The organism is Polynucleobacter sp. JS-JIR-II-50 (assembly GCF_018687895.1).
Classification (GTDB): Bacteria; Pseudomonadota; Gammaproteobacteria; order Burkholderiales; family Burkholderiaceae; genus Polynucleobacter.
Genome location: NZ_CP061307.1, coordinates 1849415 through 1861995, shown reverse-complemented (window position 1 = coordinate 1861995; position 12581 = coordinate 1849415). Strand labels below are relative to the sequence as shown.

General features: G+C 45.8%; 15 protein-coding genes. 6 read left to right on the top strand and 9 right to left on the bottom strand.

Annotation, left to right across the window (positions count from 1 at the left end):
- Window positions 1-12 precede the first annotated feature (12 nt).
- From glyQ to FD963_RS09215, 6 genes are all read right to left on the bottom strand, one after another.
- Window positions 13-903, bottom strand: a complete 891-nt coding sequence (glyQ, locus tag FD963_RS09240) for a glycine--tRNA ligase subunit alpha (RefSeq protein WP_215362154.1) — start codon at window positions 901-903, stop codon at window positions 13-15.
- A 59-nt stretch (window positions 904-962) separates the two neighbouring features.
- Complete coding sequence (lnt, locus tag FD963_RS09235; protein WP_215362152.1) at window positions 963-2462, bottom strand: apolipoprotein N-acyltransferase; 1500 nt, start codon at window positions 2460-2462, stop codon at window positions 963-965.
- A 38-nt stretch (window positions 2463-2500) separates the two neighbouring features.
- Window positions 2501-3340 (bottom strand): HlyC/CorC family transporter, encoded by an 840-nt coding sequence (locus FD963_RS09230; RefSeq protein WP_215362150.1) that lies wholly within the window; start codon window positions 3338-3340, stop codon window positions 2501-2503.
- A 30-nt stretch (window positions 3341-3370) separates the two neighbouring features.
- Window positions 3371-3844 (bottom strand): rRNA maturation RNase YbeY, encoded by a 474-nt coding sequence (gene ybeY / locus FD963_RS09225; RefSeq protein WP_215362148.1) that lies wholly within the window; start codon window positions 3842-3844, stop codon window positions 3371-3373.
- Window positions 3831-5180, bottom strand: a complete 1350-nt coding sequence (gene miaB / locus FD963_RS09220; RefSeq protein WP_215362146.1) for a tRNA (N6-isopentenyl adenosine(37)-C2)-methylthiotransferase MiaB — start codon at window positions 5178-5180, stop codon at window positions 3831-3833. The genes ybeY and miaB overlap by 14 nt, the downstream gene beginning before the upstream one ends.
- Window positions 5181-5246: 66 nt before the next feature.
- A complete protein-coding gene (locus FD963_RS09215) occupies window positions 5247-6509 on the bottom strand; it encodes a putative Na+/H+ antiporter (protein ID WP_215362144.1) in 1263 nt (420 codons plus the stop codon).
- 58 nt (window positions 6510-6567) lie between these two features.
- Between FD963_RS09215 and FD963_RS09210 the strand changes: the two genes are divergently transcribed.
- Together FD963_RS09210 and FD963_RS09205 are read left to right on the top strand one after the other, a co-directional pair.
- A complete protein-coding gene (locus tag FD963_RS09210; protein WP_215362142.1) occupies window positions 6568-6978 on the top strand; it encodes a rhodanese-like domain-containing protein in 411 nt (136 codons plus the stop codon).
- Between the two features lie 47 nt (window positions 6979-7025).
- Window positions 7026-7415 (top strand): OsmC family protein, encoded by a 390-nt coding sequence (locus FD963_RS09205; protein WP_215362140.1) that lies wholly within the window; start codon window positions 7026-7028, stop codon window positions 7413-7415.
- 67 nt (window positions 7416-7482) lie between these two features.
- Here FD963_RS09205 and FD963_RS09200 read toward each other — a convergent pair whose 3' ends face one another.
- Both FD963_RS09200 and FD963_RS09195 read right to left on the bottom strand, forming a co-directional pair.
- Window positions 7483-7770, bottom strand: a complete 288-nt coding sequence (locus FD963_RS09200; protein WP_215358625.1) for a glycine zipper domain-containing protein — start codon at window positions 7768-7770, stop codon at window positions 7483-7485.
- 47 nt (window positions 7771-7817) lie between these two features.
- Window positions 7818-8180, bottom strand: a complete 363-nt coding sequence (locus tag FD963_RS09195) for a Rap1a/Tai family immunity protein (RefSeq protein WP_215358624.1) — start codon at window positions 8178-8180, stop codon at window positions 7818-7820.
- A gap of 137 nt (window positions 8181-8317) precedes the next feature.
- Here FD963_RS09195 and FD963_RS09190 point away from each other — a divergent pair, with 137 nt between their 5' ends.
- The 3 genes from FD963_RS09190 to FD963_RS09180 are packed head-to-tail and all read left to right on the top strand — an operon-like array spanning window position 8318 to window position 11058.
- On the top strand, window positions 8318-9520 hold the full coding sequence (locus FD963_RS09190) for an ammonium transporter (protein WP_215362138.1): 1203 nt from the start codon (window positions 8318-8320) through the stop codon (window positions 9518-9520).
- Window positions 9521-9576: 56 nt separating this feature from the next.
- Complete coding sequence (locus FD963_RS09185) at window positions 9577-10101, top strand: gamma carbonic anhydrase family protein (RefSeq protein WP_215362135.1); 525 nt, start codon at window positions 9577-9579, stop codon at window positions 10099-10101.
- A gap of 27 nt (window positions 10102-10128) precedes the next feature.
- Window positions 10129-11058, top strand: a complete 930-nt coding sequence (locus FD963_RS09180; RefSeq protein ID WP_215362133.1) for an AEC family transporter — start codon at window positions 10129-10131, stop codon at window positions 11056-11058.
- Here the strand turns inward: FD963_RS09180 and maiA are convergent.
- Window positions 11029-11709, bottom strand: coding sequence for a maleylacetoacetate isomerase (gene maiA, locus FD963_RS09175; protein WP_215362131.1), 681 nt, complete (start codon window positions 11707-11709; stop codon window positions 11029-11031). The genes FD963_RS09180 and maiA overlap by 30 nt on opposite strands.
- Before the next feature lie 90 nt (window positions 11710-11799).
- On the opposite strand from maiA, the gene FD963_RS09170 reads away from it, so the two are divergent.
- Window positions 11800-12429, top strand: coding sequence for a trimeric intracellular cation channel family protein (locus FD963_RS09170; protein WP_215362129.1), 630 nt, complete (start codon window positions 11800-11802; stop codon window positions 12427-12429).
- The last annotated feature ends 152 nt before the right edge of the window (window positions 12430-12581 follow it).

The following is a 12581-nucleotide window of genomic DNA, read 5'->3' as shown; positions in this document are numbered from 1 at the left end:
ATCTCGATGCGCTTAAGCCTGAGCTTTAGCTTGACGTTGACACATTGGGAAACCCAGTTTTTCTCTAGACTCAAAGTAGGCTTGAGCCACTGCACGAGAAAGATTGCGAATGCGACCTATGTAGGCTGCACGCTCAGTCACCGAGATAGCGCCACGCGCATCCAGCAAATTAAATGTGTGGGCCGCTTTAAGAACCATTTCGTAAGCAGGTAGTGCCAGTGGAACTTCCATCAAACGCTTTGCTTCACTTTCATAGTTTGTGAAGTTGGCAAAGAGTAAATCAGTATTCGAGTGTTCAAAGTTGTAGCAAGATTGCTCCACTTCATTCTGGTGATACACATCACCATAAGAGATGCCGTCGGCCCATACTAAGTCGTAGACGTTAGAGCAGTTTTGGATATACATTGCCAAACGTTCGATGCCATAAGTAATCTCACCAAGAACAGGCTTGCAATCTAAGCCACCTACTTGTTGGAAGTAAGTGAACTGAGTCACTTCCATACCGTTGAGCCAAACTTCCCAGCCAAGGCCCCATGCGCCTAATGTTGGGTTTTCCCAATCGTCCTCTACAAAGCGAACATCATTCTGTTTGAGGTCTAGACCTAGGGCAGCAAGAGATCCAAGATAAAGATCGAGAATATTTTCAGGCGCCGGCTTGAGGACTACTTGATACTGATAGTAGTGTTGCAAGCGATTTGGATTTTCACCATAGCGACCATCTTTAGGTCGGCGGGATGGCTGAACATAAGCTGCTTTCCAAGGCTCAGGACCAATGGCTCGTAGGAAGGTTGCGGTATGGGATGTACCGGCACCAACCTCGAGGTCGATAGGTTGCAATAGGGCACAACCTTGTTGGTCCCAATAATCTTGAAGTTTGAGAATGATTTGCTGAAAAGTAAGCATGATTAACCTGGCTAAGCCTTTGATTTTACATGGCTAGAGCGCTCTAGAGTTAAAAATGCTTAAAAACGTCTGTGACGAATCAGACCCCAAAGCAAGAGCAGGCAAGAAATGCCCAAAATCGGTAAATTGCCCCAAATGACATAAGGTGTTTTTCCAGAATAAGGCTGTACTTGGGTGCTGAGGGTTGTTTGGGCAAATTCCGGGAGCGCTTTCAGTACTTTGCCATCAGGACCAAGAACCGCAGTAATCCCGGTATTGGTGGCACGCAAGGCGGGAAGCCCAGTTTCCAGAGAGCGCAGCTGTGAAAGTCTGAGTTGTTGAGTGGATGCTTGAGAGTCCCCAAACCAGGCCAGATTGGTCATATTGATCAGTAAGTTGACTGGCTGATCACTGTGTTGAATACGAGAGGCGAGTTCACCGCCAAAGACGTCTTCATAGCAAATCGTAATTGCCGCATGAATATCAACCTGATCCTTGCGCACAATCGTAAAGGGGGATTGATCTAGCTTTCCTCTTGCAAAGTCGCTCATGGGTACATGAAAGGCTTTAACGAACCACTGAAAACCTAGAGGAATAAATTCTCCAAAGGGAACGAGGTGGGCTTTATCGTATTGATAGGGCAATGCATTGGGCGACAGTCCAGTAGCGCGATTCGAATACTGCATACCGCCTTCTCCAGGCACTTCTCCAATCAAGCCAAGCAGAATATTGCTACTACTTTTATTAGAAAAGTTTTGCAAATAATCTAATAGGCCAATGGGTAAATTGGGAAGTGGCCATGGAAACGCAGTCTCGGGAATGATGATGAGATTAGCCGCCTCTTTGGTAATTTCTCCGGCATAGAAATCGATTTGCCTGCCAATAGCTTGAGGATTGAATTTCAGGCTTTGTTCAAAGTTGCCTTGAATTAAGCGAGCGCTAATTGGCTCTCCAATTGGTTTGGTGAAAGCAAATAAGCCAGCACTTTGAGAGATGCCAATGGCAATCAAGATGAGTAGCGCGCTAGAAATGACATGCTTGCGAGCTTGGTAAATTTCCCGGGAGGCCCATACCGCCAAAAAGGTACATGCTAGCCCGCCAAATAAGGGTGCGACAGGCGCAAATGGGCCATTGAACTGGGTTTCCGCAAAGCCCATCCAAGGAAATCCAGTGAAGATATAGCCTCTTAGAAATTCCGCAAGAACCCAACTCGCTGCCAACAGTAGGCCAAATAAGCGGCCCTGTTTAAATAGTGGAATAGCAAGTGTTGCCAACGAGAAATAGAGCGCCACATAAGCAGAGAGGAGAAATACACCCATACAAGCGAGTGGTGCACTCATGCCACCAACATCATGGAGACTGATATACAGCCACCATAGACCCACAACAAAATACGCAATGCCGAATGAGAAGCCTAAGATAAATTGTTTTTTTAAGGAGATGGATGTCTGATCAAGACGCCACCAGAGAAGGCTGAGAACGGGGATTTGAATCCAACCGCCATAGGGTAACTCGGCAACGGCAGCAAGAGTCGCTCCCAATACAAACAAAATACAAGCTGAAAATATTTTGATGCTCATGCCCGAATGATTGGAGTGCCGATCAAACAATGTGAATCTCAGTCTGATTTTTTATTGGATTGTCGCGCAAGCAGAATGTGAATTTGTCTTGGGTCGGCGCGCTGTACTTCAAATTCAATACCGCCTATTTCAATGAGCTCACCCATTTTAGGAACGCGGCCTAAATGCTGGATCACTAAGCCCGCCACAGTCTCAATATCTTCCGCATCAAAATGAGTGCCAAGTCTTTCATTAAATTGCTCAAGCTCGGTAATGCCTTTAACCCGAATGTCGCCGTTATCTAAGGCGATGAGGTTATCGGCTTCTTCATCGACGTCATGTTCATCCTCAATGTCGCCAACGATTTGCTCGAGCACATCTTCAATGGTAATGATGCCAGCAACGCCGCTATATTCGTCAACCACGATGGCTAAATGATTGCGATTGTCTTTGAAGTCTCGCAATAAGACGCTAAGACGTTTTGATTCTGGAATGAATACTGCAGGGCGTAACCAATCCCGCACCTGAAAATCTTTTTCTGTAGCGTGACGTAATAAGTCCTTCGCTAACAAAATACCAATGACGTTATCTCGACTACCTTCGAATACAGGAAAGCGTGAGTGAGCTGCTTCAATGACGCTTTTAATGATTTCAGAGAGAGGTTGACCAATATCGATCCAGTCAATTTGGGCCCGGGGCACAAGGATATCGCGAGCGCATAACTGCCCCACCTGAAACACGCCCTCAATCATGGAGAGGGCATCTGCATCAATTAATCCCTCAGCTTGAGCTTCTCGAAGGGTATCAATCAGTTCTTGACGGCGTTCACTGGGTTCCGTTGGCTGCGGAGTTAAAAAATCAGCCAAGCGATCTAAAAGGGATTTGTTGGGGTCAGGCATATAGCAAGAATAGCGTAGAAATATGGCAAATCAAGAATAGGGGTTAGCAAAGCCCAATTTTTGGAGAATCTGGATTTCCAGGGCCTCCATTTTTTTAGCATCCCGGCTTACCTCGTGATCATGGCCTTGAGCATGAAGGCAGCCATGCACAATTAAATGGGCTAAATGGGCTTTTAACAATTTACTTTGCTCCTTCGCCTCTTTTTGTAGAACCGGTAGGCAAAAAATAATATCTGCCACCACAGTTTCTTTTGAAAGCTCGTAAGGAAAAGTTAAAACATTGGTGGCGTAATCTTTTTGACGAAAAGCGAAGTTCAGCTTTTTACCTTCCGCAGCATTTACAAAGCGTAGGGTAAGTAAGCCACCAAGTGCCGTAGAGCTTTTGACCCATTTCTTAATTAGGGTTGAGGAAGCCACTTTATTCACGGCGGACTCAATCGCCGGGCTAGCGTATTGCAACTCAATCGTTAGCTTGGGAGAAATACTTTTTTTATTGGCTGACATGTGCTTCTACCAACTCGCCTCTGAGGGTGTAGTTCAGAACTTCGGTAATACGAATGTCTACGAATTGACCAATAAGGCTCTCAATATCTTGATCGGGTGCTGTGAAATGAATGACGCGATTATTTTCAGCGCGACCTTGTAAGTTGACGCCATCCTTAGCAAGACCCTCAATCAATACTCTTTCAGTATTGCCCAACATTTTTTGGCTAATTTGGTTTGCCTGACCCTCAACTAATGCCAATAAAGTTTGGAGGCGCTTGAGTTTCACTTCGTAAGGTGTGTCATCGCGAAGGTTCGCCGCAGGAGTACCTGGGCGTGGACTAAAAATGAAACAAAAGCTGTTATCAAAGTTCAGATCCTTAACCATTTTGAGTAGCTTCTCAAAGTCAGCCTCAGTTTCACCTGGAAAGCCCACGATGAAATCGCTTGATAGTGTCAGGTTGGGGCGAACGGCGCGCATCTTGCGAATAATGCTCTTGAACTCCAGTGCCGTATAGCCGCGCTTCATCGCTGAGAGCATGGAATCCGAGCCATGTTGTACTGGTAGATGTAGGTGACTGACAAGCTTAGGCACTTTAGCGTAGACGTCGATGAGGCGTTGTGTAAATTCTTTGGGGTGACTGGTGGTAAAGCGAATTCGTTCAACCCCAGGAATGTCAGCGATGTATTCAATCAATAGTGCAAAGTCAGCGATTTCTTCGGTATCACCCATCTTGCCAAGATAGGCGTTTACGTTTTGACCAAGCAGAACAATTTCTTTCACGCCTTTGCTAGCAAGGCCCGCTACTTCAGTGAGGACATCATCAAATGGTCTTGAGACTTCTTCACCACGCGTATAGGGCACAACACAGTAGCTGCAATACTTGGAGCAACCCTCCATGATGGAGACGTATGCAGAGCCACGAGTTTGGCGAGATGCGGGAAGATGATCAAACTTTTCGATTTCAGGAAAAGAAATGTCCACTTGTGAGAGGCCAGTTTTGCGACGTTGTGCAATGAGGTCGGATAAGCGATGGAGTGTTTGAGGTCCAAACACCACATCAACGTAAGGAGCGCGGCTAACAATTTGTTGGCCTTCTTGACTTGCTACGCAGCCACCAACACCAATCAGTAAGTCGGGCTTCGTTTTTTTGAGTTCACGCAGCCGTCCTAAATCTGAGAAGACTTTGTCTTCCGCTTTTTCGCGAATGGAGCAGGTGTTGAGAAGAACCACGTCGGCATCTTCGGGGCGATCCGTCATGACCATGCCTTCGTCGGCATGCAGGAGGTCTGCCATTTTTCCCGAGTCGTACTCGTTCATTTGACAGCCAAAGGTTTTGATATAGAGCTTTTTCATATGCCGTTCTCAGGTTTATAGCTGGGGGCGAAGCTCAGATTTTACCGCCTAAGACCCAAGTTGTTCTTATATGAGCCTGTAAGCCAGAATTGCCACGATGGTGGGTGGAATGGCTGCAATCAATAAATACAGTGCTGAAACCGTATGTCCAGGAAAGTAGCCACGCAAGATCGCAATACCGGCTGGATTGGGAGCATTGGCAATAACGGTGAGGCCTCCACCAGCAACCGCTCCACCCACTAATGCCAGTTTGAACTCCGGTGAGGTTCCAGTTACCAATGATCCTAAATAGGTGAGTGCCGCATTGTCGGTGAAAGCAGTCAAAACAAGACTGCCATAAAAGACTGCCGTAGGACTCATCATTTCAAGAATGGGTTGCAGCCACCATCCTTGCAATGAACCCAATACTACTAAACCACCCAGGAAGAAGCCCACTAAAAGCGCTTCTTTCAGAATGAGAGGACTTTGATGTTTTGGATATGCCGTGGTGTAACCAATAAAGAAGAGCAGAATCCACGTGAAAATAATCGGATCATGCGCAAAGTAAACTACACCAAATAAGAAAAGCAGGTGCGTCAAAATGACTGCGAAAGGAATTTTTGCCTCCTCTTTATCAGTATTAGGTTCAATCAATTGGCGATGAAATAAAAGCGTTGCTGCCAGAGCATTGATGAAGATGGCAATACAAGACTCTAGACCAAAGTTGCTAAACATAAATGCTGAACTCCATCCCCAGGTGGAGGCCACCATCAGGACGGGCGGAGCAGCAAAGTTAGTGAGTGTGCCTCCAATGGAGATGTTCACAAAGAGTACGCCAAGAGTGCCAAATAGAAGCGCTTTAGAGCATTGGTGACGATAGACTAAATCGCGCAATAAGAAAGCAGCCAGAGTCATCGCTGCAGGCTCAGTAATCAGGGAGCCAAGGAGTGGTGTGGCCCCTAGAGTTAAAAAATATAAGGCAGGAGCGCTTCTGATGCGGAATAGGTATTGCAGGCCATTGGCCAGCACATGCAAAATTTGAGTGGAAAAATACAGAATGGGTTTTGTGCCGGCCACAATCATGATGGCAAAGACAAAGAGGGGTTCTGTGAAATTGCGTTTATTCAGAAAGTTCTTAGCAGTCCCTAAGTCGTCATATAAGGAAATAAAAATAACCAATATGGCAGCCCAAAAACCAAAAACAATTTCTACTTCGCCAAGTAGATGCCAAAGACCAGCATGCCGAGGCGATTTTTTAGCAATCGTTTCAAAATAGCCTGTGCAAAAGGTATGCAAAACAGCAATTGCAAAAATAATGCTCGCACCAAGTTCTGTGGGGGTAAAGTTCATAGCAGAATGGTAGCAGGTGCTTGGTGCAACTAAGGCATTGTTAATTTAGGAGATTTTGGTGAAATTAAAGATTGGATATCAAGAGCTCATTCAGGAGGCAATGGCTGGAATAGAGACTCTCCCCGTGGAAAAGGCGTCGGATTTATTGGAGGACGCTAATGTGGTGTTTGTAGATATACGGGATGTTCGTGAGTTAGAGCGAGAGGGGATGATTCCAAATGCGCTTCATGCCCCCAGAGGGATGCTGGAGTTTTGGGTTGACCCTGACAGCCCTTATTACAAGCCAATCTTTGGGGAAGGCAAGAGGTTGGTGTTGTATTGCGCCTCAGCTTGGCGTTCGGCCTTAGCTACGCAAACTCTCCAGAGAATGGGTGTCCCCAATGTATGCCATTTAGATGGTGGTTTTAGCGCTTGGAAGAAGGCGCAATTACCCGTTGCAGAAAAAGCAAGTAAATCTCATTCCGGTTAAAGTCGGTCTTGATGATTTTTTTGCATTAATAATTTTTAAGGATTCTTATGAGAAAAGTAGTGTCGCAATTTGGCCAAGGCCCCCTTCAACAGAAATTAACTGCCGGTGATTTACATTTTTTGTCTGATGCTGAAGTGTCTAAGGGCGGCTCTGGTACTGGCCCAAGTCCTCACGAATATCTTGGCGCAGCTTTGGCTGCCTGTACTTCAATGACCCTAAAGATGTACGCTGGGCGCAAAGAAATGAAATTAGACAATGCGATTGTGACTGTCGATATTGAGCGTCATGATGATGTTGAAACATTCTCCCGTGACATTCAGTTGCAAGGCAATTTGAGTGCTGATGAAAAAGAGCGCTTACTTGAGATTGCACATAAATGTCCAATCCATAAAGCATTGGCAGGGCAGATTCAAATAAAAACCCAGCTGGTAAATTAATACGAGCTGGGTTGGTATTGCTAACTCGGGCCTCAATAGGCCTGGGTATTCTGTTTAGCTAGGCTTATTAATTGGGTGCCTGAGCTGGCTGATTATTTTTACCAGCGTTATAACCAGAGTTGTAATTAGCAGCTTCATTTTTCTTGTAAGCATCATAGACATAGCCAGATGCTGCGCCAACTGCTGCACCACCAACTGCACCCCAGATAGGATTGCCGTGGAAGATTGCAGTGCCAACAGCACCAGCAGCTGCGCCAATGCCTGCGCCTGAAAGTGTGCGTTGCTCTGTGTTGCTCATGTTTGAGCAACCAGCGATTGCTAAAGTTGCTGCGGTAATTGCGATAATTTTTTTCATCTCAACTGATCCTTTAAATGGGTATTCGTTTGTCTAAGTTGTTTAGATTATTTTCTGGCGCAAGGGAAGCGTGAAGCTAAGAAGCCCAAGAAAACGCCTGCTGCTGGTTTGTCTGCAACTTGTGGAGTGCTGTTTGCAAACTTCACAAAATCACCAATGACTTCATCACGAGCTGGAGCAGGTTGCTTAACGCAAATAAATGGCTTTGCACGTTGTGGGTGACGAGTTGCTAAATAGGTTTCATAAACAGAGGTAGTAAAGCCAATACAGAAACTACGAGATTCTGGGCTTGCAGGAAGTTTGCAAACATTCGCAAGTTCTTGAGTGCTTAATACCTTGATGGTTTCTTGCGCTTGAGCAAGACCGGAAAATGCGGCTAAAGCGGCCAATGCGATGAGGATTTTTTTCATGGGTTCTCCCTTAGGTGTATGTAAAAACGATGATAAACCATAAAAATCTCTACATATGCACTAAATAGGTGCGCTATGCCCCTTTTTGGGATTTTTCACTCCCCATAATGAGGCAAAAAATAAGAGGGGGAAATTGCATGGAAAATTTGAAATCTGGAAGTGATGCTTTATTTATCTTGCTTGGCGCCATCATGGTTCTTGCCATGCATGCTGGCTTTGCGTTCTTGGAGTTGGGAACGGTTCGGAAGAAAAACCAAGTTAATGCCTTAGTCAAAATCTTGGTGGACTTTGCGGTCTCAACGATTGCCTATTTCTTTATTGGCTACAGCATTGCTTATGGCGTGAACTTTTTCTCTGGGGCGGAGTTACTAGCGGAAAAGAATGGCTACGAGTTGGTCAAATTTTTCTTTTTACTAACTTTTGCTGCTGCGATCCCCGCAATTATTTCTGGTGGCATTGCAGAGCGCGCTAAATTTAATCCACAACTAGTGGCTACTTTTATATTGGTGGGTTTTGTCTACCCTTTCTTTGAAGGTATTGCTTGGAATCAACATTACGGCATTCAGGCTTGGATCAAAGGGTTTACTGGTGAAGAGTTTCATGATTTTGCTGGATCGGTAGTGGTTCATGCGGTAGGTGGCTGGATTGCACTGCCTGCTGTCATTTTGTTAGGCGCACGTCGTGGTCGCTATACAAAAGAAGGTCAAATCTCTGCTCATCCACCATCAAGCATTCCTTTCTTGGCCTTGGGTGCGTGGATCTTGGCAGTTGGTTGGTTTGGTTTTAATGTGATGAGTGCACAAACGATCGACAAGATCAGCGGTTTGGTTGCGATGAACTCATTGATGGCTATGGTTGGTGGAACATTGGCTGCTTGGGTGGTGGGTCGTAACGATCCTGGCTTTACCTACAACGGGCCACTTGCTGGTTTGGTTGCAGTGTGCGCAGGGTCAGACTTAATGCATCCTCTCGGCGCTTTATTTGTTGGCTTAGTTGCCGGTGCATTGTTTGTATATATGTTTACCTTGGTTCAAAACCGCTGGAAGATTGATGATGTTCTCGGTGTTTGGCCTTTGCATGGCTTATGCGGTCTTTGGGGCGGATTAGCTGCCGGTATCTTCGGAACCAAAGCTTTAGGCGGAATTGGTGGTGTGACTTTTACTGGTCAGCTGATTGGTAGCGCCTTGGGTGTTGGCATTGCATTGCTTGGTGGCTTTGTTGTCTATGGCACCCTGAAAGCAGTCTTGGGTATTCGCATGTCTCAAGAAGAAGAATTTGAAGGTGCGGATTTAAGTGTGCACCGCATTTCTTCTACGCCTGATCGCGAGCCAAACTGGTAATTTTCTTTTAGTGCAGAGTCGTTCATCTATAGCCCGATTCATACTTATAATGAATCATGGCTATATTTGAACTAGACGGAAATGCCCCTCATCTAGCTGAGGGTGCTTGGGTTGCCGATAGCGCAGAAGTGATCGGCAAGGTTGAACTTCATCAAGATGCCAGTATCTGGCCCAAAGTTGTTATCCGTGGCGATAACGATCTCATTCAAATCGGTGCAGGCAGCAATGTGCAAGACGCTTCTGTTTTGCATACCGACCCAGGCTACCCACTCATCATTGGTAAGCAAGTCACTGTTGGCCATCAAGTGATGCTGCATGGTTGCCACATCGGAGATGGCAGTTTGATTGGCATTGGCGCAGTCATTTTGAATGGCGCGAAGATTGGAAAAAACTGTCTCGTTGGTGCGGGCGCGCTTGTTACCGAAGGAAAAGAATTTCCGGATGGCTCCATGATTTTGGGAACCCCCGCTAAGGCGGTAAAAGAGTTGACCCCAGAGCAGATCGCTGGGATCCATGATATCGCTGGTCGCTATGTCAAAAATGCGCAGCGTTATGTCAAGACACTGAAGAAGATTTCCTAATCTCTTCACTATCACCGGTTAAATATTTTGCTCTACGTATTTAATGTAGTTCTCCCAGTATTTCTACTTATTTTGATTGGGTATGTTGGTGGGCGTGCTGGGAAGTTGGGAATCAACGCTTCAGTTGAGCTCAATCGTTTTGTTGTTTGGTTGGCATTGCCTGCGCAACTATTTAACTTTGCCGCCAATAGCGGCTGGCAAACACTTTGGCAGCCTGGTTTTATCACTGCATTTTTTCTGAGTTGTTTAATTGTTTTTGTCCTGGTGCTCTTGGTGAGTTGGGTACGTCATCGTGATTTAGCGGCAGCCAGCTTTGATGGCCTCAGTGCATCTTATTCAAATACTGGGTATATGGGCATTCCTTTATGCGCACTTGCCCTTGGTCAAGATGGTTTAGCACCTGCGATTATTTCCACCTTCATTGTGTTTGTCATGTTTGCTTTAGCGACGATCTTGATTGAGATTGGCATCTTGTCGCATAAGAAGCCGCACGAGATTGGGTTGAGCGTCATTCAATCGCTTTGTACCAATCCCTTATTGGTAGCTCCAGTTGCGGGTCTATTGTGGGCCTTGAGCGATTTAACTTTGTATGATCCGATTGCACAAGTGATTGCGTTCTTAGCGGCCGCATCGACACCTTGCGCGCTCGTTTCTATCGGTTTATTTTTGATGCAAAAAAGTACTGCTGCTCCTGCTCAGGCTTGGGGTATCAGTCTGGCAAAGCTGATTCTGCAACCCTTGATTGCTTGGGTCATCGCAGCCCCCATCCTGGGTCTACCTACATTATGGGTGAGCGCTATCGTGATACTCAGTGCACTACCAACTGGTACGGGGCCTTTTATGTTGGCGCAGTATTACAAAGCAGACGGTAGCGTGATTTCTAGAGTGGTATTAATTACTACTGTGAGTTCTTTGCTGACGCTCTCTTTATTCCTGTGGTGGAGCAACGGGATTTAACCCTTCGGCATCCATTTGTTTTTCCCAAGAGGCATCAATAAAGGCGGGCAATGTCATGCATTCATGAAAGATTCGCATGAGAGTGGGGTAGGGCTTTACATCTACTTTTGCGCTCAGTGCATTAAATAGCTGAGGCACTAAACAGACATCAATCAAGCCCGGTTGATCTCCATAGGCAAATCTCCCAACCCGTGGATCCAGACTTAATTGTTTCTCTACACTCTCGAGTCCAAGCTTGATCCAGTGCCCATACCATTCATCCTTCGCCTCGCTGCTGATGCCGAGTTTTTTGATGAGATAACGCAATACCCGCAAATTATTAATTGGGTGAATATCGCTCGCAATATCCATTGCAATAGCACGTACCCATGCACGATCAATCGCTATTGTTGGTAGGAGTGGTGGCTCAGATTGAATCTCTTCGAGGTACTCAATAATGGCTAAGGATTGATGAATGCTTTTTTCACCAAACTCCATAATAGGTACTAAGCGATTGGGATTTTTCTTGCGATATTCCTCGCCCAATTGATCCCCACCATTTCTACCAAGATGCACCGGAATGATTTGATAATCCATACCCTTGAGATTGAGGGTAATGCGCACCCGAAAAGCGGCAGAGCTGCGCCAAAAGCTATAAAGCTTGGGGGTCATATCAACACCTTATTTGCACTCATAACTAACAGTATATTGAGGAAGGTCATTCAAGTCTGCGCTAGGACAAAGTGCATTAGACTCATTGCTATGGAAGACATTAATTTCTGGATTGGCTTTATTGCAACCATGGCCTTTGCGGTAACAGGCGTTTTAGCCATTGCAGATCGTGGTGTAGACCTCTTTGGGGTCTTGGTGCTAGGTTTAATTACCGCAATTGGCGGCGGCACTATTCGTGACATTATTTTGGAAGCACCCATTTTCTGGTCTGAGAATCAAATGTATGTATGGCTTGCGCTCGCTGCTAGTGTCAGCACCTTCTTTGCAGAGTCCTTTTTTACCCAACCGCAAATTTATCGGTGGATGCTGTATATCGATGGTTTTGGTGCAGCTCTTTTTGCTATTCAGGGGGCTGATAAAGCGTGGAGCATGGGCTATGGTCTGCCTGTAGCGCCAGTCATCTTGGGTGTTATTACTGCAATTGGCGGTGGCTTATTGCGCGATGTCTTGGCTGGCAGAAAAACGCTCATCATGTCGCATGAGCTTTATGCCATTCCCGTGACTTTGGGTTGTTGTGTGTATGTTCTGGTGCTGAATTTTTTACCTCAGTATGTGGTTGAGGGCTCTGTGATTTGCATGCTCGGAATTTTTGGACTGCGCGCAGCTGCAATTTATTGGGATCTGCGCGTACCGAAAATGTTTATTACTAAAACGCGTTAATTGCACCAACGCTGGGCTCATAGGCGTTGCGTAGCTACCTCTAATTCCCAAATATCTCGGGAAAACCCCGATCCTATTTGATGGGGAATTACCCTAACTAGTGGATTTCTTTGAATTTTTTCAAAGCATAATCGATCCGTTGTTATTTATTT

Coding starts and splice junctions, on each gene's coding strand:
- FD963_RS09195 (WP_215358624.1), bottom strand. CDS start 8,180: ATGAAAAAAATCCTCATCGCATTGGCCGCTTTAGCCGCATTTTCCGGT.
- miaB (WP_215362146.1), bottom strand. CDS start 5,180: ATGAAAAAGCTCTATATCAAAACCTTTGGCTGTCAAATGAACGAGTAC.
- FD963_RS09200 (WP_215358625.1), bottom strand. CDS start 7,770: ATGAAAAAAATTATCGCAATTACCGCAGCAACTTTAGCAATCGCTGGT.
- FD963_RS09185 (WP_215362135.1), top strand. CDS start 9,577: ATGGCTATATTTGAACTAGACGGAAATGCCCCTCATCTAGCTGAGGGT.
- FD963_RS09215 (WP_215362144.1), bottom strand. CDS start 6,509: ATGAACTTTACCCCCACAGAACTTGGTGCGAGCATTATTTTTGCAATT.
- ybeY (WP_215362148.1), bottom strand. CDS start 3,844: ATGTCAGCCAATAAAAAAAGTATTTCTCCCAAGCTAACGATTGAGTTG.
- FD963_RS09190 (WP_215362138.1), top strand. CDS start 8,318: ATGGAAAATTTGAAATCTGGAAGTGATGCTTTATTTATCTTGCTTGGC.
- lnt (WP_215362152.1), bottom strand. CDS start 2,462: ATGAGCATCAAAATATTTTCAGCTTGTATTTTGTTTGTATTGGGAGCG.
- FD963_RS09170 (WP_215362129.1), top strand. CDS start 11,800: ATGGAAGACATTAATTTCTGGATTGGCTTTATTGCAACCATGGCCTTT.
- glyQ (WP_215362154.1), bottom strand. CDS start 903: ATGCTTACTTTTCAGCAAATCATTCTCAAACTTCAAGATTATTGGGAC.
- FD963_RS09230 (WP_215362150.1), bottom strand. CDS start 3,340: ATGCCTGACCCCAACAAATCCCTTTTAGATCGCTTGGCTGATTTTTTA.
- FD963_RS09205 (WP_215362140.1), top strand. CDS start 7,026: ATGAGAAAAGTAGTGTCGCAATTTGGCCAAGGCCCCCTTCAACAGAAA.
- maiA (WP_215362131.1), bottom strand. CDS start 11,709: ATGACCCCCAAGCTTTATAGCTTTTGGCGCAGCTCTGCCGCTTTTCGG.